At 75.9% G+C, this 20,227-nt stretch carries 16 protein-coding genes and 1 riboswitch; of the genes, 10 read left to right on the forward strand and 6 right to left on the reverse strand.

The annotated features are described in order from the left end of the window. The first annotated feature begins 1,048 nt into the window (after window positions 1-1,048). From nirB to IEV86_RS14140, 5 genes are read left to right on the forward strand one after another with little or no spacing between them, the layout of a single operon-like run. A complete protein-coding gene (gene nirB / locus IEV86_RS14120; protein WP_081978949.1) occupies window positions 1,049-3,721 on the forward strand; it encodes a nitrite reductase large subunit NirB in 2,673 nt (890 codons plus the stop codon). Then, window positions 3,718-4,155, forward strand: coding sequence for a nitrite reductase small subunit NirD (gene nirD / locus IEV86_RS14125; RefSeq protein ID WP_052426565.1), 438 nt, complete (start codon window positions 3,718-3,720; stop codon window positions 4,153-4,155). Before nirB ends, nirD begins: the two co-directional genes overlap by 4 nt. After that, window positions 4,152-5,450 (forward strand): uroporphyrinogen-III C-methyltransferase, encoded by a 1,299-nt coding sequence (gene cobA, locus IEV86_RS14130; RefSeq protein ID WP_188484728.1) that lies wholly within the window; start codon window positions 4,152-4,154, stop codon window positions 5,448-5,450. Before nirD ends, cobA begins: the two co-directional genes overlap by 4 nt. Further along, complete coding sequence (locus IEV86_RS14135) at window positions 5,447-6,670, forward strand: uroporphyrinogen-III synthase (protein WP_081978960.1); 1,224 nt, start codon at window positions 5,447-5,449, stop codon at window positions 6,668-6,670. Before cobA ends, IEV86_RS14135 begins: the two co-directional genes overlap by 4 nt. Continuing rightward, on the forward strand, window positions 6,663-7,373 hold the full coding sequence (locus IEV86_RS14140) for a sirohydrochlorin chelatase (protein ID WP_043610336.1): 711 nt from the start codon (window positions 6,663-6,665) through the stop codon (window positions 7,371-7,373). The genes IEV86_RS14135 and IEV86_RS14140 overlap by 8 nt, the downstream gene beginning before the upstream one ends. Before the next feature lie 13 nt (window positions 7,374-7,386). Here IEV86_RS14140 and IEV86_RS14145 read toward each other — a convergent pair whose 3' ends face one another. Further along, on the reverse strand, window positions 7,387-8,877 hold the full coding sequence (locus IEV86_RS14145; RefSeq protein WP_188484729.1) for a M15 family metallopeptidase: 1,491 nt from the start codon (window positions 8,875-8,877) through the stop codon (window positions 7,387-7,389). A 142-nt stretch (window positions 8,878-9,019) separates the two neighbouring features. On the opposite strand from IEV86_RS14145, the gene IEV86_RS14150 reads away from it, so the two are divergent. Then, window positions 9,020-10,435, forward strand: a complete 1,416-nt coding sequence (locus IEV86_RS14150; RefSeq protein ID WP_081978889.1) for an L-threonylcarbamoyladenylate synthase — start codon at window positions 9,020-9,022, stop codon at window positions 10,433-10,435. A gap of 31 nt (window positions 10,436-10,466) precedes the next feature. Here IEV86_RS14150 and IEV86_RS14155 read toward each other — a convergent pair whose 3' ends face one another. Both IEV86_RS14155 and IEV86_RS14160 read right to left on the reverse strand, forming a co-directional pair. Then, window positions 10,467-10,946 (reverse strand): hypothetical protein, encoded by a 480-nt coding sequence (locus IEV86_RS14155; RefSeq protein WP_152605735.1) that lies wholly within the window; start codon window positions 10,944-10,946, stop codon window positions 10,467-10,469. Window positions 10,947-11,042: 96 nt separating this feature from the next. After that, window positions 11,043-11,837 (reverse strand): hypothetical protein, encoded by a 795-nt coding sequence (locus IEV86_RS14160; RefSeq protein WP_043608925.1) that lies wholly within the window; start codon window positions 11,835-11,837, stop codon window positions 11,043-11,045. 394 nt (window positions 11,838-12,231) lie between these two features. On the opposite strand from IEV86_RS14160, the gene IEV86_RS14165 reads away from it, so the two are divergent. Then, on the forward strand, window positions 12,232-12,720 hold the full coding sequence (locus IEV86_RS14165; protein ID WP_043608926.1) for a cupin domain-containing protein: 489 nt from the start codon (window positions 12,232-12,234) through the stop codon (window positions 12,718-12,720). 85 nt (window positions 12,721-12,805) lie between these two features. Here IEV86_RS14165 and IEV86_RS14170 read toward each other — a convergent pair whose 3' ends face one another. Together IEV86_RS14170 and IEV86_RS14175 are read right to left on the reverse strand one after the other, a co-directional pair. Next, entirely contained in the window at window positions 12,806-14,467 is a 1,662-nt protein-coding gene (locus IEV86_RS14170; RefSeq protein ID WP_043608930.1) for a glycoside hydrolase family 13 protein, read from the reverse strand. Between the two features lie 69 nt (window positions 14,468-14,536). After that, a complete protein-coding gene (locus IEV86_RS14175) occupies window positions 14,537-15,706 on the reverse strand; it encodes a LacI family DNA-binding transcriptional regulator (protein ID WP_043608932.1) in 1,170 nt (389 codons plus the stop codon). Window positions 15,707-15,833: 127 nt separating this feature from the next. Next, window positions 15,834-15,899: riboswitch (guanidine-III (ykkC-III) riboswitch) on the forward strand. A 9-nt stretch (window positions 15,900-15,908) separates the two neighbouring features. Between IEV86_RS14175 and IEV86_RS14180 the strand changes: the two genes are divergently transcribed. Next, a complete protein-coding gene (locus tag IEV86_RS14180; protein WP_043608935.1) occupies window positions 15,909-16,223 on the forward strand; it encodes a DMT family transporter in 315 nt (104 codons plus the stop codon). 82 nt (window positions 16,224-16,305) lie between these two features. Next, window positions 16,306-17,226: a Gmad2 immunoglobulin-like domain-containing protein gene (locus IEV86_RS14185; RefSeq protein WP_043608938.1), complete on the forward strand. Its 921-nt coding sequence runs from the start codon at window positions 16,306-16,308 to the stop codon at window positions 17,224-17,226. 52 nt (window positions 17,227-17,278) lie between these two features. Here IEV86_RS14185 and IEV86_RS14190 read toward each other — a convergent pair whose 3' ends face one another. Beyond that, window positions 17,279-17,719 carry an OsmC family protein gene (locus IEV86_RS14190; RefSeq protein ID WP_043608940.1) on the reverse strand — a complete coding sequence of 147 codons (441 nt, stop codon included), beginning with the start codon at window positions 17,717-17,719 and terminating at the stop codon, window positions 17,279-17,281. 193 nt (window positions 17,720-17,912) lie between these two features. On the opposite strand from IEV86_RS14190, the gene IEV86_RS14195 reads away from it, so the two are divergent. Continuing rightward, window positions 17,913-20,207, forward strand: coding sequence for a putative bifunctional diguanylate cyclase/phosphodiesterase (locus tag IEV86_RS14195; protein ID WP_052426477.1), 2,295 nt, complete (start codon window positions 17,913-17,915; stop codon window positions 20,205-20,207). Window positions 20,208-20,227: the final 20 nt, after the last annotated feature.

Raw genomic sequence — 20,227 nt, forward strand, 5'->3', positions numbered from 1 at the left:
AACTCGGCCGGATACGGCTTCGGCATGGTCCAGACCTTCTCTCTCGAGAAGCCGGACCACCAGACCCGATCTGGTAACCGAGCCGTGGGGCAGGTCACGGTGTCAACCGGTCCTGCAGCAGTCCCGCGCTGGACTCAGGGCCGGCTGTTGGTCATACCGGACCAAAGGCACCCACTTCGGGCAGCATGGCAACATGTGGGCGCTGCCCACGTGGTACTCCAGCGACTCGTACCTCTGCCGCAACTAGGCGCATCGACTGTGAGAAGTCCATCAGCCGCGGCACGTTCCGTGCTTACTCGCGCGCAAGAACTGGCGAGGGACCGCCACGATCCTGAACTCACTCTGCAGCACGTGCGTGCTGTGATGACAGGGTCTGCGATGCGCAGCGCCGACCGCACTCGACCTCCGTCCCCGCAGATGCTGCCGTTCGCGGGAGACCTGGCCGCAGTCATGGCTGGGAATGGCCCCATCGACGAAAAAGACCTGCTTCGCGCCCTGGGTGAATAGCTCGTCACCGGGTCGCGCAAGGCTGGCCCGTGACGCGAAGACGGCTGCCGCCTTGGTGGACATCGTTGATGATGCCGCGAGACCGGCGTTCCGGGCGGACCCCTGGAGGCCGTCCCGCCATTCGGGTGCGGGTACTGCATCGTGACCAGCGCGCCGGCGGTGTCGGTACCCGTAGGTGGTGGTCCCGCCGGAGTCGGTGGTGGAGACAATGCGCCCCACCCTGTCGTACCCGTAACTGCTCGTCGCGTACTCGAACGTGTTCGTCACCGAGGTGAGGTTGCCGACCTGGTCATACGTCCAGGTGGTGGTGCCGCTGGTGCCGGTGCCCTGGCGTCCGACGGTGAGTTCGCGCGCCGCCAACCGCAACGGCCGCACTGCTGACGCTCACACCCGCAGCCGACCTGCTGTGCGGTGACGTTATCGGGACCGAAACACCAGGGCGCCGCCGGGGGAAACATGCCGTCCCTAGCGTCGTGGACCTCAGCCCGAGTCCGGAGTCGCCGCCCTTGCCGGGGCGGCGCCCGAACCCCAGGAGTCCGCGATGAGCGACCCGATCCTCCCGACCGACCTCCCCGCCGACGCCCCGAAGGACGGGCGCCGCCGGCTCGTCGTCGTCGGCGGCGGCATGGTCGCGCAGCGGCTCGTCGAGGCGCTGCGCGACCGCGACACCGACGGCGCGTGGCACGTCACCGTGCTCGCCGAGGAGCCGCGCGCCCCGTACGACCGCGTCGCACTCACGTCCTACTTCTCGGGCCGCGACCCCGAGGACCTCGCGCTCGGCTCGCCCGAGCTGTGGCACGACCCGGCGGTCACGCTCGTGCGGGGCGCAACCGTCACCGAGGTGGACCGCGCGGCCCGCACCGTCCGCACGGACGAGGGCCGCACGTGGCACTACGACGAGCTCGTGCTCGCGACCGGCTCGCGCGCCTCCGTGCCGCCGATCGAGGGCGTCGACCTGCCCGGTGTCTTCGTCTACCGCACGATCGACGACGTCGCCGCGCTGCGCGGCTGGGTCGAGGAGCAGTCCGAGCGCTGGGGACGGCCGGTGCGTGGCGCCGTCATCGGCGGCGGGCTCCTGGGCCTCGAGGCCGCGGGAGCGCTGCAGGCGATGGGCGCGCAGTCGACCGTCATCCAGTTCGGCACGCACCTCATGTCCGCGCAGATCGACCTCGGCGGCGGGGAGGCGCTGCGGCGGCTCGTCAACTCGCTCGGGCTCGCCGTCCGCGTCGACACCGCGACGACGCGCATGCGCCCCAACCGCCGGGGCACGGTCGGGCGCCTGGACTTCGCCGACGGCGGGCGGCTCGACGTCGACGTCGTCGTCGTCGCGACCGGCGTCACGCCGCGCGACGAGCTCGCCCGGGCCGCGGGCCTCCCGGTCGGCCCGCGCGGCGGCGCCGTCGTCGACGACGCGTGCCGCACCGAGGACCCGCACGTGTGGGCCGTCGGCGAGGTCGCCTGCATCGGCGGCGCGTGCATCGGCCTCGTCGCACCCGGCTACGCGATGGCCGAGGTCGTCGTCGACCGCCTGCTCGGCGGGCGGGCCGTGTTCCCGGGCGCCGACACCGCGACCAAGCTCAAGCTCGCCGGCGTCGACGTCGCGAGCTTCGGCGACGCCTTCGCGACGACGCCGGGCGCGATGGAGCTCGTCCACTCCGACCCCGTCGCGGGCGTCTACACCAAGCTCGTACTGTCCGACGACGCGCGCACGCTGCTCGGCGGCGTGCTCGTGGGCGACGCGTCCGCGTACGCGGCGCTGCGGCCGATGCTCGGCCGCGAGCTGAGCGGCGACCCGTCGGCGTACCTCCTGCCCGAGGGCGCGAGCTCGCTGAGCCGCGGCACCGCGGACCTGCCCGACGACGCCGCGGTGTGCTCGTGCAACAACGTCACCGCGGGGACGGTGCGCGCGGCGGTCACCGACCACGGCTGCACCGACGTCGGCGCCGTCAAGGCCTGCACGCGCGCGGGGACGAGCTGCGGCTCGTGCCTGCCGCTGGTCAAGAAGCTCGTCGGCACCGAGCTCGAGAAGGCCGGCATCACGGTCAGCTCGGCGCTGTGCGAGCACTTCGCGATCTCGCGCCGGCAGCTCTTCGACGCCGTCCGCGTCACGGGACTGCGGACGTTCAGCGAGATCCTCGCGACGCACGGCCGCCCGGACCTTCCCGCCGGGTCGCGCGGCTGCGACATCTGCAAGCCGGTCGTCGCGTCGGTCCTCTCCTCGCTCGACGACGGCCACGTCCTCGAGGGCGAGCGCGCCACGCTCCAGGACACCAACGACCACGTCATGGCGAACCTGCAGAAGGACGGCACGTACTCGGTGGTCCCGCGCATGCCGGGCGGCGAGGTCACGCCCGAGGGGCTCATCGTCGTCGGCGAGGTCGCACGCGACTTCGGGCTCTACACCAAGATCACCGGTGGTCAGCGCGTCGACATGTTCGGTGCACGGCTCGAGCAGCTCCCGCTCATCTGGCGCCGCCTGGTCGACGCGGGCTTCGAGTCCGGGCACGCGTACGGCAAGTCGCTGCGGACCGTGAAGTCGTGCGTCGGGTCGACGTGGTGCCGCTTCGGCGTCCAGGACTCCACGAGCCTCGCCGTCGCGCTCGAGCTGCGGTACCGGGGCCTGCGCGCACCGCACAAGTTCAAGCTCGGCGTCTCCGGGTGCGCCCGTGAGTGCGCCGAGGCGCGCGCCAAGGACGTCGGCGTCATCGCGACCGACAAGGGCTGGAACGTCTACGTGGGCGGCAACGGCGGCTTCACGCCACGCCACGCGCAGCTGCTCGCGGAGGACCTCGACACCGAGACGCTCGTCCGGACGATCGACCGGTTCCTCATGTACTACATCCGCACGGCCGACCGGCTGCAGCGCACCGCGCCGTGGATCGAGGAGGTCGAGGGCGGTCTCGACGGCGTCCGCGCCGTCGTCATGGACGACAGCCTCGGCATCGCGGCCGACCTCGACGCCGCGATGGCCGCGCACGTCGACCGCTACGAGGACGAGTGGCGCGCGACGCTCGACGACCCCGAGAAGCTGCGCCGCTTCGCGTCCTTCGTCAACGCGCCGACGACGCCCGACCCGTCGCTCGCCTACGTGACCGAGCGCGGCCAGCGCCGTCCCGCGACCGCCGAGGAGCGCGCCGCCGGGCTCGCCGTCCCCGCCCCGCCCGGACCCGAGCCCGTGCTCGTCGCCGGCACCACCCTGGAGGTGCGCGCATGACCGCCGTCGACCTGTCCCCCGCCGCCGTCGGCGACCCCGCGACGCCCCGCGCCTGGGTCGCGGTGTGCCGCCTCAAGGACCTCGTCCGCGAGCGCGGCGCCGCGGCCCTCGTGGACGGCGAGCAGGTCGCGCTGTTCCGGCTGCATGACGACGAGGTGCTCGCCGTCCAGCAGCGCGACCCCTTCACCGGGTCCCACGTCCTGTCGCGCGGGATCGTCGGCGGACGCGGCGGCGTGCCGACCGTCGCGTCGCCGCTGCACAAGCAGGTGTTCGACCTGCGCACGGGTGCGTGCCTCGACCCCGGCGGCGACGACGCGCCCCGCCTGCGGACGTGGCCCGTGCGGCTCGAGAACGGGACGGTGCTCGTCGGGGTCGTCGGCGGCACGGTCGGCGGCGCCGTCGGACCGGCGCCCACGACCGAGGTGGCACAGTGACCGCGCTCCTCGGCGTCGAGCTCGCGGGGCGCACGGTGCTCGTCGCGGGCGGCGGACCGGTCGCCGCGCGCCGCACCGGGTCGCTCCTCGCCGAGGGTGCGCACGTGCGCGTCGTCGCGCCGCAGCTGTGCGAGGACCTCGCGGCGCTCGCCGCCGCGGGTGGCGTCGAGTGGCGTGCGCGCGAGGTCGAGGAGGCCGACGTCGACGACGCGTGGCTCGTCCACACCGCGACCGGCGACCCGCGGGCCGACCGCGACGTCGCGCGCTGGGCAGCCGACCGCCGCACGTGGTGCGTCGCGGCGGGCGACGTCGACCGGGGTACCGCCCGCACGCCCGCGACCGGACGCGTCGGCGACGTCGTCGTCGGGGTCGTGTCCGCCGGCGCACCGGACCCGGGCCGCAGCGCCGTCGTGCGGGACGCGCTGACGGAGCACCTGCGCTCGGGCGGCGCCGACCTGCGACGGCGTCGCGGCGCGCCCGACGGCACCCCGGGGGGCGCGGCCGGCGGTGGCGGGCGCGTCGTCCTCGTGGGCGGCGGGCCCGGCGCCGTCGACCTCATGACGCTGCGCGGACGCCGCGCGCTCGCCGAGGCCGACGTCGTCGTGACCGACCGGCTCGGGCCGACGTCGGTGCTCGACGAGCTGCCGCGCGACGTCGAGGTGGTCGACGTCGGCAAGACGCCCGGCCACCACCCGGTGCCGCAGCACGAGATCAACCGGATCCTCGTCGAGCGCGCCCAGCGCGGGCAGGTCGTCGTGCGGCTCAAGGGCGGCGACCCGTTCGTCTACGGGCGCGGCGGCGAGGAGGTCGTCGCGTGCCGCGAGGCGGGCGTGACCGTCGAGGTCGTGCCGGGCATCAGCAGCGCGCTCGCCGTCCCCGCCGCGGCCGGGATCCCGCTCACGCACCGCGGCACCGTCGCGGCGGTCCACGTCGTCAACGGCCACGACGGCCTCGACGACGCCGCACGCACGGCCCTGCGGGACCGCAGCGCGACCGTCGTCGTGCTCATGGGCGTGTCCGTGCTCGGCGACCTCACCGCCGACGCGATCGCGCACGGCGCCGACCCGGACCTGCCCGCCGCGGTCGTCGAGCGCGGGACCACCGACCGCCAGCGCGTGACGCGTGCACCGCTCGGCGAGGTCGCGGCGCGGGCCCGCGAGGTCGGCGTGCGGGCCCCGGCGGTCGTCGTGCTCGGGGACGTCGCGGCACCCGGGCTGCTCGACGGTGCCGCGGGGACGGCGTGCGAAGCCGCCGAGCATCGCGAGCCCGTCCGTACGGCGGCGGAGGCCGGATGACCGAACAGCTCGCCCAGACGCTCGCCGGGTTCGTCGTGCTCGTGACCGCCGAGCGGCGGTCCGGCGAGCTCGGCGCCGCGCTCGAGCGCCGCGGCGCCGTCGTGCGGCACGCGCCGTCGCTGAGCATGGTCCCCCACCAGGACGACGCCGAGCTGCTGCGCGCCACGCGCGAGCTGCTCGCCGACCCGCCCGACGTCGTCGTCGTGACCACGGGCATCGGCCTGCGCGGCTGGGTCGAGGCGGCCGACGCCGCGGGGATCGCCGAGCCGCTGCTCGAGGCGCTCGGCCGCGCCCGGATCGTCGCGCGCGGGCCCAAGGCGCGCGGCGCGATCCAGGCCGCAGGCCTCCAGGCCGACTGGGTCGCCGAGTCGGAGACGTCCGCGGAGATCGCCGAGGCCCTGCTCGACGACGGCGTGGCGGGTCTGCGGATCGCGGTCCAGCACCACGGCGCGGGCTCCGACGGCCTCGACGAGGCCTTCCGCGCCGCCGGGGCGGACGTGTGCAGCCTCGTGGTCTACCGGTGGGGGCCGCCGCGCGACCCCGCTGCGGTCGAGGCGTCCGCACGCGCGACCGCCGACGGCCAGGTCGACGCCGTCGTCTTCACGTCCGCGCCCGGCGCCGCCGCGTGGCTCTCGGCCGCCGACGACGCCGGCGTCGCCCCCGCGCTGGTCGACCGGTTCCGCTGCGGCGGGGTGCTCGCGGCCGCCGTCGGCCCCGTGACCGCGCGCCCGCTGGTCGAGCGCGGGATCGAGCCGCTCGTGCCCGAGCGCGGCCGCCTCGGGTCGCTCGTCCGGTCGCTCGTCACGCACGTGGGCGGCCACCAGGTGGTGCCGACCGTCGCGGGGCCGCTCCAGGTGCACCGCGGCGCGGCCGTGCTCGACGGGCGCGTCCTGCCGCTGTCGCCGTCGGGCCTGGAGGTGCTCCGCCTGCTGGCCACGCGCGCGGGAGAGGTCGTGACGCGCGCCGATGTGCTGCGCGCGCTGCCCGGTGACTCGGCGGACCCGCACGCCGCCGAGGTCGCCGTCGCTCGCCTGCGCGAGGCCCTCGGGCACCGCGGCCTCGTGACGACGGTGGTCAAACGCGGCTACCGGCTCGCCGTGCCCGACGGCGCGACCACATCGCCGCCCGTGGGCGCCGCGACCACCCCGCCCGTGGGTGCCGCGCCGTCCGTGCGTGACGATGGAGACCCGTCCCCGATCCGGAAGGCCGCCCATGTCTGACGCCCCCGTCCTCGTCGGCTGCTCGCACGGGACCGACGACCCCGCCGGCCGGGCGGCCGTCACGTCCGTGCTCGACGGTGTGCGCGCGCGCCGACCCGACCTCGACGTGCGCGAGGCGTTCGTCGACGTGCAGCAGCCCGAGGTCGCGGACGTCGTCGCCGAGGCCGTGCGCGACGCGGGAGCGGCGGCCGTCGTGCCGCTCCTGCTGTCCGCGGGCTTCCACGTGCACGTCGACATCGCGGCCGCCGTCGCGGACCGGCCCGCGGTCGCGTCGGGTGCGCTCGGCCCCGACGACCGGCTCGTCGCGGTGCTCGTCGACCGGCTCCGCGAGGCGGGGGCGGCACCGGGCGACGCTGTGGTGCTCGCCGCGGCCGGGTCGAGCGACCACCGAGCCGTCGTCGCCGTCGAGGCGGTGCTGGACCGGCTCCGCGCCGCGTGGCCGCACGGCCCGGTGACGGTGGGCTACGGGTCGGCCGCGACGCCCTCCGTGCCCGACGCCGTCGCCGCCGCACGGGCCGCATCCGGGGGCGGGCGCGTCGTCGTCGCGGCCTACCTGCTCGCGCCCGGGTTCTTCCACGACCGGCTGGCCCTCGCGGGCGCCGACGTCGTGACCGGTCCCCTGGCGCCCGACGACCGTGTGGTCGACGTCGTGCTCGACCGGTACGCGGCGGCCGTGGCGGAGCTCGTGGCGCAGACCGTCTGAACGACGATCGGCGTCACTCGGTGCCGAACTCCCAGTGCCACGGCTCCTCGGGGGCGCTTCCGCCCGGGCGCATCGCCGTCGGGTGGTCCCAGCCGAAGGCCGGCGCGTTCTCCCGCATCCACTGGTAGCGCGGCGAGTCGAACTGCCCGACCCCGCCGAACCCGCCGAGGTCGACCGCGATGCCCCAGCCGTGGTTCGACCGGCCCGGTGTCGCCGCGAGCCAGCCACGTGACGCCTTGACCAGCACCTGCTGCTCGAAGCTGCGGTAGCTGCTCACGACCTCGAGGTCCGTCCCGAAGTGCTTGCGGTACTCGACCGCGAGGTCCTCGAGCGCGGCCGCGGCGTCGCACCGCAGGAGCGCGTCGGGCGCGAAGGACAGCGGGCACAGCAGGCCCTTGGGCAGCTTCCCGTTCTCGAACGCACCCTCGGACCACGCCGCCGGGAGGTGGTCGGCGTAGGTGCCGGCGCGGGACAGCGAGACGCCGTAGGCGCCGGCCAGGACGGGCAGGGCCTCGAGCGTGCGGAGCGGCTCGCCGACCTCCGAGGCCGCCGCGGCGGCGGCCTCGAGCTCGGTGAGGCCCGCGACGAGCTCGGCGGGCAGCTTGTCGGTCGGGCGGTCCTGCGGAGCGACCTCGGACTCCGGAACTGCCGGCTGGGCGGGCGTGGCCGGCTCGGCAGGCGTCGCCGGCTCGCCCGGCTCGGCGGGTGTCGCGGGGGCGGCCGGTGCGGCGGGAGCGGCCGCGTCGGCGCGGGGCTCGGCCGGGGTGGCGGGTGCCGCCGGTGTCGCGGGGTCGGCGGGCGTCGCGGGATCGCCGGGCGTCGCGGGGGTCGCAGGGTCCGCTGGGACGGCGGGCCCCGCAGGTACGGCGCCGCCGCCACCGGCGGCGGCCTGGGCGGCCGGGTCCGCGGGCGCCTGCGCCGGCTCGGGCAGCGGCTCGAGCGGCTTCGGGAGCGTCAGCGCGGGGACGACGAGCTCGCCCGGACCACCGACCTGCGCGCGACCGGCCGCCTCGACCAGCACCGAGAGCCGGAACACGTCGTCGGCGAGGCCCTGGAGCGTCTGCGCCGTCGCCAGGTCGGCCTGGGTGGCGCCGGCCGGGCGGGTCGGCAGCCGCACGGCGTCGGGCTGCCACGCCGCGGTCGGTGACGTGACGCGCACGACGTCGACGCGGCTCCAGCCGGCCCTGCGCAGCGCGTCGGTCAATGTCGCGCTCGCCGTCGCGAGCTCGGCGGTCAGCGCCTCGTCGGTCGCGACCGCGGAGGCCGCGTGGGACGCGTCGAGCGCGGCGTCGGCGATCGCGAGCGCGTCGCCGCGCCGCCGGTCCGCCCAGGCGGCGACCTGCGCGTCGAGGCGTGCCGCAACGACCTCCTGCGGGGACGAGCGGACGACGGCGCGCTCGGGCGCCGACGCTCGCGACTCGTCGTGGACCGTGCCGCCCGTGAGGGCGACCGTCACGGCGATCGCGGCAGCACCGTGTGCCGCGACGCGTCGTGCGTCCCGCATCCGACCTCCTGGCGTCCATGGGCAGGCTCCGGAGGTCGACGTCGACCCCGGGTTGACCCGCCGACCCAGGCTCACACGGCGACCCCGAGATGCGCCAGGGGGTCACCGCACGAACCGACACCGATGGGACACTGTGAGCACCATGAGCGCCTCCGGAAACCGCACAAATCACCCGATCGCGCTACCAACCGACCTCGACACGAGGGGTGGGGCGACCCGCGAGGAGATCGCGGCGGCCGCGTCGACGCTGCGCGACGGCGGCCTCGTCGCGTTCCCGACGGAGACCGTCTACGGCCTCGGCGCCGATGCCTCGAACCCGGTGGCCGTCGCGCGCATCTTCGCCGCGAAGGGCCGCCCCGCCGACCACCCGCTCATCGTCCACCTCGCGTCGGCCGACCTCCTCGACGCGTGGGCGGTGCGGGTGCCCGACGTCGCGCGCCGCGTCGCCGAGCGCTTCTGGCCCGGTCCGCTGACGCTCGTGCTGCACCGCCACCCCGACGTGCCGCTCGCCGTGACCGGCGGGCAGGACACCGTCGGCGTCCGCGTCCCGAGCCACCCCGTCGCGCACGCGCTCCTGACCGCGTTCGGCGGCGGCGTCGCGGCGCCGTCGGCCAACCGCTTCGGCCGCGTGAGCCCGACGACGCGCGAGCGCGTGGTCGCCGAGCTCGGTGACCGCGTCGACCTGGTCCTCGAGGGCGGCGCGTGCGAGGTCGGCCTCGAGTCGACGATCCTCGACCTGACGGGCGAGCGCCCCCGGCTGCTTCGGCCGGGCGGGATCGGCGCGGCCGCTCTTGCCGAGGTCCTCGCCGACGCGCCGACCCGCACCGTCGTCGGCGGGCCGCGCACGCCCGGCCGGCTCGCGTCGCACTACGCGCCGACGACCCCGGTACGGGTGGTGGAGGCGGCCGTCCTGCCCGAGGCGGTCCGCGCCGCGCACGCGGCGGGGATGCGCGTCGCGGTGCTCACGGCGGACGGCGACGTCGCTCGCACCGACGCCGACGCCGTGGTCACGATGCCGTCGTCGGCGGACGCCTACGCCCGAGAGCTGTACGCCCGGCTCGCGGGCGTCGACGCGCTCGGCTGCGACGTGGCGCTCGTCCGCCGCCCGCCGGCGAGCGCGGGCTGGGAGGCCGTCCACGACCGGCTCGGCCGGTCCGAGGGCGTGGACCCGCACGCGCCGCGCGGGCTCGTCGTCGTCGCGCGCCCCGGGGATGCTGGGGCCTGCGCCGACGAGGCGCTGCGGGCCGGTGTCGTGCTGCTCTCCGCCTGGGTGGGCGACGCTCCCCCACGCGTGCTCACCGCGCCCGACGGCGCCCGGCCGCTGCACCTCGGTGAGCCCGAGCCGTGCGGGCCGGGCGCCCTGATCCGCCTGGACGCCTCCGACGAGAACCTCGGCATCCCGGTGGCCGCCGTCGAGCTCGTCGACGCGCTCGTGGCGACGGGCGTGGCCGGTCGCCTCGCTCCGCGACCGAGCACGGACGGCGACCCGCTGGCGGCCGCGCTCGCCCACGCGGAGCTCGCGACCCTCGCCGGTCGACACCCGGACGTCGTCGCCTGAACGACGGCGTCCGGGTCTCCGGGGCCCGTCTTCACCCCGCGAGCTCGAGGCGTTCGGCCACGATGACCGCCTCGCCCGCGTACTCCTCGAAGACGCTCTCCTCGTAGGGGATCGCGTAGTCCTCCTGGAACTCACCCAGCGAGAGCTCCCGGACCAGGCCGGTCACGCGCACCAGGACGTCGTCGCCGTCGCCGGGCAGGACGTCGGTCATGTCGAGGCCCTCGGCCTCGAAGTCCGCGGTCGGGCTCAGGACCAGGACCCCGGGCCCGTCCGCGGCGTCGCCTCCGAGGAGGAACGCGCCCGGGTCGACGACCCGCACGACCTCCCCGGTCACGGTCACGACGTCGCCCACCTCGATCCCGCCGTCGCCGTCGGTCTCGGCCTGCGCGACGTCCGCGACCGTGACGCCCTCCTCGGGCCCCGCGCCGTCCGACGAGCAGCCCGCCGTCAGCAGCAGCGCCACCCCGGCCGCGGCCGCCCCGCGGCGTCGACCTCTCGTCCGTCCGGTCATCGTCGTCCCTCCTCCGTGCCGGTGCCGGGCCGCTCGCCCGGCACCGGCTGTGGTGGTGCCGGGCCGTTCGCCCGGCGCCGGCCGTGGTGGTGCCGGTCAGCTGTCCTCGTCGGTCGCCGGGTCCTCCCCTGTGGGCTCCACCGTGTCCGCGACCAGGACGAGCTCGCCCTCGTACTCCTCGTAGAGCGCGTCGTCGAGGTCGAGCCCGTAGTCGTCGCCGAGCTCCGCAGCGTCCATCTGCCGCACGGTGCCGGTGATCTCCACCGTGTCGCCCGGCTCGACGGCGGCCTGCTCGGCATCGATGACGACGACGGTCCAGCCGGCACCGACCAGCCGGAACGCGACCGTGCTCAGGACCTCGTGCACCTCGCCGGAGATCGTGACGTCCTCTCCCGCGAGCCTCGCGACGCGGTCGGCCACGATCACGGCCTCGCCCTCGAGCTCCTCGTACGCGTCGTCGTCGAGGTCGACGCCGTTGGCCTCCTCGAAGTCCTCGAGGACGAACTCCTCGACCGTGCCCTGCACCTGGACGATCGTGTCGCTGTCGACGAGGTCCTCCCCCACCTCGACGTCGTCGTCCGCGAAGTCGCCGGACGCACTCACCACGGGCGCGCCCTCCTCGAACAGCCCGCCGCCGGCCCCCAGCCAGAAGGCGCCGTCGGCGACGACCTCGGTGACCTCACCGCTCACCGTCACGGACTCCCCGATCAGGTCGTCACCTGCGTCGGCCTCACCAGCACCCTCGTTGTCCTCGTCCGGATCGGCCTCGGCCACGTCCTCGACCGTGGTCCCCTCCTCGGGGCCCGCGCTGTCGTCCGAGCAGCCGGTCAGGGCGACCGCTGCCGCGAGCGCGATGGGAGCCGCCAGGGCCTTCGTCCGTCGCGTGGTCATCTCGGATCCTTCCGTCTGGGGCGGTGGCCCGCCCGCGTCGTTCGGACCTCTCCACCGTGCGAAGCGGCTCTGGTGTCTCGCGACCGCTTGGCGCTCTCGTGAGACCACCGTGACCCGATCGTGACCGTGCTGTGACGCTTCCCGCACGAGCGTCCCGAGGCCGGAGCGGGCCTTGAGTCGCTCATGGACACGGAGGATCGTCGTCCTCGTCGACAGCGGGCCACCTCGCGTGGCCGGACCCCGGCGGACCTCATGGACGACGCCCGCCGCCTCACGCGCCGCACGCGCGCCACCCCCGAGCGACCCCTCCGCTGCCTCCGCGCAGCCCACCCCACCGGCACCGCGATGCGCGGCCGGCCGCCGCGCCGCGCGCACCGGGGAAGGACGTCATCCCATGCGCACCCGAACCGCTCTCGCGGGCGCCGCCGCCGCGGCGCTCCTCACCGGCGTGACCATCGGCGCCGCCGTCGCCACGCCCTCCTCGACGGGCGACCTGCGTCCCACGAGCGGCACCCAGTACAGCGGCGTGCTCGAGGGCTCGACCACCGGGCCGACCAAGGCGAAGCAGGACGGCGTCGAGCTCAAGACGCAGGCGCGCCCGACCACGGTGACCACCTTCGACCTGACCTACCCGGCCGGCAGCTGGTCGGGCTGGCACGCGCACCCCGGCATCGTCGTGGTCGTCGTGAAGTCCGGGACCGTCGTGCGCGAGACACCGTGCGAGTCGGAGACGTTCACCGCGGGCGACGCCTTCACCGAGGTCGGCCCCCACAACGTCACCAACCCGGGGACCGAGCCCGCCGTCCTGGCGATCACCCGCATCTACCCGACCGACCGGACGGCCGAACCCCGCATCGACCTGCCCGAGCCGGAGTGCCGCTGAGCGGGCGGTCGGCCGATCTCGCCGACCCGGGCGGGTCCGGCCGCGACCTCCGCGGCCGGACCCACCCGGGTGAGGACGGCCGACGTCAGCGGCGCAGCCAGACCGTCGTCTCGCCCGGCAGCTCACCGTCACCGAGCGGGCCGCTCGCGAGCAGCACCTCGCCGTCGGGCAGCGGCACGGGCTCGGGCGCGAAGTTCGTGAACGACTCCCACCCCGTCGAGCGGCGCAGGTGCAGCGTCGTCGCGACGTCGCCGTCGTGCAGCCACTCGAGGCTCTCGTCGCCCTGGAGCTCGCGCCGCAGCCGCAGCGCGTCGCGGTAGAGCTCGAGCGTCGAGTCGGCGACGCCGTCCTGCGCCTCGACCGAGAGGTCGCCGTACCAGGCAGGCTGCGGCAGCCACGGCTCACCCGACGGGCCGAACCCGAAGGACGCGCCACCCTTCTCCCACGGGATCGGCACGCGGCACCCGTCACGGCCCTTGTCGGCGCCCTCGGTGCGGAACCAGATCGGGTCCTGGAGCGACTCGCGCGGCAGGTCCGCGACCTCGGGCAGCCCGAGCTCCTCGCCCTGGTAGACGTACGCCGAGCCGGGCAGCGCGAGCATGAGCAGGGTCGCCGCACGCGCACGGCGCAGCCCCTGCTCGAGGTCCGGCTCGGGCTCGGTGCCGTCGCTCAGGAGCCACCGCACGAGGTCTGTGCCCGGCGGCAGCGCGTAGCGCGACACGTGCCTGACGACGTCGTGGTTCGACAGGACCCACGTCGCCGACGCCCCGGCGGCCGCGGCGGCCGAGAGCGCGTCGTCGATGACGACGTGCACCTGGGGCGCCGACCACGGCGCGCGCACGAGCTCGAAGTTGAACGCCTGGCCGAGCTCGTCGGGCCGCGCGTAGAGGACGCGGCGCGAGTTCGCGACCCACGCCTCCGCGACGGCCGAGCGAGGCGGGTCGTACTCGTCGAGCACCTCGCGCCACTCGCGGAAGATCTCGTGGACCTCCTCGCGGTCGAAGTACGGGTGGCTCCCGTCGAGCGGGATCCCCGTCAGCGCGTCCGGGTGCACGCCGCCCACGTCGCGCAGCGGGTGCGACAGGTCCTTCGCGAGACCGTGCGCGACGTCGACCCGGAAGCCGTCGACGCCGCGGTCGGACCAGAAGCGGAGCGTCGTGAGGAAGTCCTCGCGGACCTCGGGGTTGTCCCAGTTGAAGTCCGGCTGCTCACGCGTGAACAGGTGCAGGTACCACTGGCCGTCGGGCACGCGCGTCCAGGCACGGCCGCCGAAGTGCGACATCCAGTCCGACGGCGGCTCGGAGCCGTCCGGCCCGCGCCCGTCGCGGAAGACGTACCGGTCGCGTGCGGGCGACCCCGGCGGCGACGCGAGCGCCTCCTGGAACCACACGTGCCGGTCCGACGAGTGGTTCGGGACGATGTCGACGACGACCTTGAGGCCCAGCCGGTGCGCCTCGGCGACCATCGCGTCGACGTCGTCGAGCGTCCCGAGGCGCGGGTCGACGTCGCGGTAGTCGTCCACGTCGTACCCGCCGTCGGCGAGCGCCGACGGGTAGAACGGGCTCAGCCAGACGGCGTCGACGCCCAGGTCCCGCAGGTAGGGCAGCCGCGACGTGACGCCGCGGATGTCGCCCAGGCCGTCGCCGTCGGCGTCGGCGAAGCTGCGCGGGTAGACCTGGTAGACGACGGCCTGCCGCCACCAGTCCTCGGCGGCGCGTCGGGGCTCGACGGCGGTGTGCTGGGTCACGGTGGTCCTTCCGGGGTTCGGGGTCGGTGGTTGTCCGGGGTCGGTGGTGGTACGGGTACGTCGGCGGGCTCAGGCGGTCCGGCGGCTCGGGTCGGGCGGTGGCGCCGTCGTCGCGCGGACGACGAGGACCGTCGGCAGCAGGGTGCTGCCCACCTCGGGCGGCCTCCCCGCGCGTCGCGCGTCGATCGCCTCCAGGAGCGCGCCGACGGCGACGCGGCCCTTCTCACGGACGTCCTGCCGGACCGTCGTGAGCCCCGGCTCGGTGCGCGTCGCGAGCACGTTGTCGTCGAAGCCGACGACCGACAGGTCCTCCGGCACGCGCAGGCCGAGCGTCCGGGCCGTGCGCAGCACGCCGTCGGCGACCGCGTCGGAGAAGCACAGGACCGCGGTGGGCGGCTCGTCGAGCGCCATGAGGGCGCGCGCCGGCTCCTCGGTCGGCACGTAGCTGTCGGGCTGGTGCGCGACGACGGGCGCGACGCCGGCCTCCGCGAGCGCGTCGAGCCAGCCTCGGAGCCGCTCGTGCGGCGCGTGGGCGGTCGTCGCGGCGAGCAGCTCGGCGGGGGGCGCCTCGACGATCGCGCGGCCGCGCGTCAGTGCCGCGGGCAGGCCGGTCGTCACGAGGGCGACCCTCCGGTGCCCGAGGCCGAGCAGGTGCCGCGCCGCGGAGTGCGCTCCCCCGTGGTCGTCGACGTTGACGCTGGTCACGCCGTCGGCCGGGGGCTGGTCGACGTGCACCAGCGGCAGGCGGCGGCGCGTCAGCAGCTCGACCGCGGGCGAGGTCGGGTCGCACGAGTAGACGATCGCCGCGTCGAGCGCGACCGAGCCGGCCGGCGCCCCGGCGGCGAGCGGTGCGCGCGTCGTCCCCGACCGCGGGAGCGACCCGCTCGGCTCCGGCGCAGGCCCGGCCTCGCCCGGCGCGTCGCCCGACGCCGGCAGGAGGGTCAGCGCGAGGCCCGTGGGGGCGAGCTCCTCGGCGATCGCGCCGAGGAAGCGCGTCGAGATCTCGTCGGTGAAGGCGTGCCGCAGCGAGCCGGTGAGCAGGCCCACAGCACCCACCTCGCCGCGCGCGAGGCCGCGCGCGGCCGGGTCGGGCCCCACGTAGCCGAGCTCCGCGGCCGCGGCGAGCACGCGCTCGCGCAGTGCCGCCGAGAGCTGGTCGGGCCGCGAGAACGCGTTGGAGACCGTCATGCGGCTCACGCCGACGCGGTCGGCGACCGTCTGGAGGGTGACCTTGCCCACCGGCCGCCTCCCCTCAGTGCTCGTCGACGTGCTCGGGCCCGCGTCCCGTGCGGTTCCTGTACCGGTACAGCAGGGTCCACGGTACTCGCCTGTCTTGACCGGTCAAGTGGTGCGTGCGAACCTCGCCGGGTGGTCCCCCACGGGGACCCCGGACGAGGGGTGCCGTACCCGGAGAGCGACAAGACGGCACCAGGGAGAAGTCATGTCGTGGATCGTCCTGGTCCTGTCCGGAGTGCTCGAGGCCGTGTGGGCCACGGCACTGAGCCGGTCCGAGGGGTTCACCCGCCTCGGGCCCAGCGTCGTCTTCGGCGTCGCGCTCGCCGCGAGCATGGGCGGCCTCGCGTACGCGATGCGCGAGCTGCCCGTCGGCACCGCCTACGCCGTCTGGGTGGCGATCGGTGCCGTCGGGACCGTGCTGTGGGCGGGCATGACGGGTGCTGAACCCCTCTCCGTCGTGAAGGTCCTCCTGCTCGCGGGGATCGTCGGCTGCGTCGTCGGGCTCAAGCTCGTCCACTGACGCGACCCCGTCGGCGGTGCCAGACTGATCACGGAGCCCCGACGGAACCGCCGTCGGACGCTCGACGAGCGGGGGTGCTGCGATGGACCTGACCAGCCGTGACGAGGTCCGGGGGGCGCGCGGCCTCGCCGGTGGCCCGGGGCGCCGTGCCGCGCTCGCCGTCGCCGCCGTCCTGCTCGTCGCGGGCTGCGGCGGCACCACGCCCACCGAGCCCACCGCGGAGCCGCCAACCACGTCACCCGGCGCGTCCCCCGACGAGTCGCCCACGGCCGAGCCCACCGAGCCGTCCGAGGAGACGACGGTCCCGGCGTACTTCATGGTCGACACGCGCGCAGGTCTGCGCCTCGCGCGCGAGCACCAGGTCGCCACGGGCAGCGACCCGGTCGCGGCCGCGGTCGAGGCGATGATCGCCGGCTCGGTCGACCCCGACTACACGACCTCGTGGAGCCCCGCGACGGAGGTCCTGTCGGTGACGACGACCGACGGCTCGGCCGTCGTCGACCTCAGCGAGGAGGCCCGGACCGCGAACGTCGGCTCCGAGGGCGCCGCGCTCATGGTCCAGCAGCTCGTCTACACCGTGACCGAGGCGATGGACGACCCCGGGGCGACCGTCGACCTGCTCATCGAGGGCGCACCCGCGGGCGAGCTGTGGGGTGCCGTCGTCTGGGACGGCGCGCAGGCCCGCACCGACCCGCTCGGGGTGCGCGTGCTGGTCCAGATCGACGAGCCGCTCGAGGGTGCGACCGTCTCGTCACCCCTGACCGTGAGCGGCGACGCGGCGGTGTTCGAGGCGAACCTCACGTGGCGCGTGCTCGACGCGTCGGGGGCCGAGGTCCAGTCCGGCTTCACGATGACGGCGGAGGGCCAGACGTTCGCGCCCTACGAGTTCCAGGTCGAGCTCGAGCCCGGGACGTGGACGGTCGTCGTCGACGAGGGCGACCCGTCGGGCGGCGAGGCGGGCGGCGAGCCCATGACGGACAGCCGCACGATCACGGTGGAGTGACGGCGGCCCGGGCCCGCCGGACCGTGAACGGGCCGTGCCCGCTGCCCGCCGGTCACGCCATCCGCACCGACACCGGCGTCCCCGCCTCGACCGTCCGGGAGACGGTGCACGTGCGGTCGTGCGAGACGCGCAGCGCGCGCTCCGCGACCTCCCGCACCCCCTCGGGCGCGTCATCGGGCAGCCGCAGCGAGAGGGTCAGCTCGACGTCGCGCAGGACCGTTCCGGTCCCGTCGTGCACCTTGTGCGCGGTGACCGTGACCGTGAGCGCGTCCGGCTCGGCGCGCCGCGACGTCACGGTGTCGACGTCGACCGCCGTGCAGCCGGCGATCGCCGCGAGCAGCAGCTCGATCGGCGAGAGGTGCGCGTCGTCGGTGCTGCTCATCGTCACGGAGCCACCGCGCGCGGTCCGTGCCACGTACGTGCCCGTCGTCACGCGGTCGAGCGTGACGGAGCGCAGCGTGTCGGCGGAGGAGGAGGTGGGGTTCTCGGTCATGCCTGATCGTCGCACCCACGTGTCCACCCCGCTTTTCACCCCGCCACGGGTTTTCCACGGCGCCCATCGGCTCTAAGGTCCCGAGCACGTGGGGGCGGAGCCGCCGCGTGCCGGACGCAAGGGGGCGCACATGGTTGGACGGCGTGAACCGCAACGGGGCGGTGGTCGGTGGTCGGTCCGGGGCATCGCCACGGTGACGGTCGCCGTCGTCGTGGCGCTCGACGCGCTCGCCGTCCTGTGGGGGCACCGCGTCGCGCAGCAGCACGCCGTCGCCGAGGACCGGCGCCACCTCCTCCTGGTCGCGGACACGGCCGCAGACGAGGTCGCGAGGACCGTCGCGACCGCCGCGGCCCAGGTCACCGGCCTCGTCGCCGGCGCCGACCTCACCGCGGTGCTCGCCAGCCCCGGCGGTTGCACGCTCGCGATCGACGCGGGCACCGCCTTCCCGGGAGCGCGCCTCAGCGTCGTGTCCGCCGACGGGTCCATCGCGTGCTCCTCCGCCGACGTCCCGATCGACGGGTCGCAGCCGCACGCCGGCGCCCCGTGGCTCGGACGCGCTCTCGCGAGCGACGGGCTCATGACGTTGTGGGACACGGGCGACCGGGTGCGGGACGGCGACGTCGCGGTGGTCGCGCACCGGTTCCACGCCGACGACGGGACGGCCGCCGGCGCCGTCGCGCTCTTCCTGCCGCTCGACGACGTGGCCGGCGCCCTCGCGGCCGGACGTCCCGGACGGGACGCCGCGGGCGACCGTGCGGAGGGACCGACCGGCCCCGCCGCCGACACGGCCTTCTTCCTGGTCGACACGTCCAGCCGCACGATCGCCTCCCCGGTCCCGTCCGACGAGGACGCCCGTCCGGTCGCGGGCGACTGGGACTCCGCGGAGCCGGTCGTCACGCCCGACGGCGTCGAGCGGCACGTCGTCACGCGGCCCGTCGAGGGCACGCCGTGGGCCATCGCCGCCGGCAGCGCCTGGGCGGACGTCGTCGCGCACGCGCGGTCCGAGGCGGTGCGGCAGGCCCTCGTCGGCCTGGCCCTCCTCGCGGCGCTCGTGGGCGCCGGGTTCCTCCTGCACCGCACGGTCGTCGGGCCCCTGCGACGCCTCACCCGTGCGGTGGAGGCGGCCGCGACCGACCCCGACCGCCGCGTGCCCGAGGCGGGCGCACAGGAGCTCCGACGTCTCGGGCGCGAGTTCAACGCGCTGCTCGACGTCCGTGCGGGCCACGAGGCGCGTCATCGGCACGCCGCGACGCACGACGACGAGACGGGGCTGCTCAACGCGCCCGGCCTCGTCGAGCACGTGGACACGTGCCACGGCGGCTCGCACGTGCTCGCCGTCGGGCTGCGGGGGCTGGTCCACCTCGACGTGGACGGCACGGACCTCCCGCCGGCCGTCCGGATCGCCGCCGCCCTGGCCGACGCGGCCGGCCCCACGGCCGCCGTCGCGCGCACGGGCGAGGCCGTGCTCACGGTGTGCGTGTCGCGTGACTCGACGCGTGACGTCGACGCGCTGGCCCACCGGCTCGCCGAGGCGGTCGACGCGGCGTCGGGCGGTGCGGTCCGGGCCGCGATCGGCGTCGCGACCCACCAGCCCGGGACGGGCGGCGCGGACCTCGTGCGCCGTGCGGCGACGGCGCTCTCGGCCGCGTCGGCGCAGGGCCGGGTCGCCGTCCGCTTCGAGGACTCGATGCACGAGCGCGCCGAGCACCACGCCCGGACGGAGCTCGCCCTGCGGCGGGCGCTCACGGCGGGCGAGCTCGTCGTGCACTACCAGCCCATCGTCGACGTCGCCGACGGCACGGTGCTCGGGGTCGAGGCCCTGGTCCGGTGGGAGCGGGACGGCCGGCTCGTGCCGCCGCTGGAGTTCGTGCCCGTGGCCGAGGCCAGCGGGCTGATCGGGGCGCTCGGCGCCCACGTCCTGCGGGAGGCGTGCCGTCAGTCCGCGCGGTGGCGGGCCCAGGGGCACGACCTCCTCCTGTCCGTCAACGTCGCGGCGGGGCAGCTGGTCGACGGCGGGTTCGTCGACGTCGTCGAGCGTGCGCTCGCCGAGAGCGGCCTGCCGCCGGACCGCCTGTGCCTGGAGATCACCGAGTCCGCGCTCGTCGCGCACGGCGCGGGTGGGCAGGACACGCTGCTCGGCGTCGAGGCGCTGGGCGTGCGGCTCGCGGTGGACGACTTCGGGACGGGCTACTCCTCGCTCGCCTACCTGCGCGACCTGCCCGTCACCGAGATCAAGGTGGACCGCGGCTTCGTCGCCCACCTCGGGCACGACCCACGCGACACCGAGCTGGTCGCCTCCGTCGTCGCGATGGGCCGGGCGCTCGGCATGGCCGTCGTCGCCGAGGGCGTCGAGACGCAGCAGCAGCTCGACGCGCTGCGCGCCCTCGGCTGCGACATGGCCCAGGGCTACCTCCTCGGGCGCCCCGGACCCGCCGCGCGGCTCGAGCCGCTCCTGCGCGGGACGGCGATGCTCGGCCGCAGCGCGTGAACCGCGCTTGACCCGCGCCT

The organism is Cellulomonas carbonis (assembly GCF_014636275.1).
GTDB classification, from domain to species: Bacteria; Actinomycetota; Actinomycetes; order Actinomycetales; family Cellulomonadaceae; genus Actinotalea; species Actinotalea carbonis.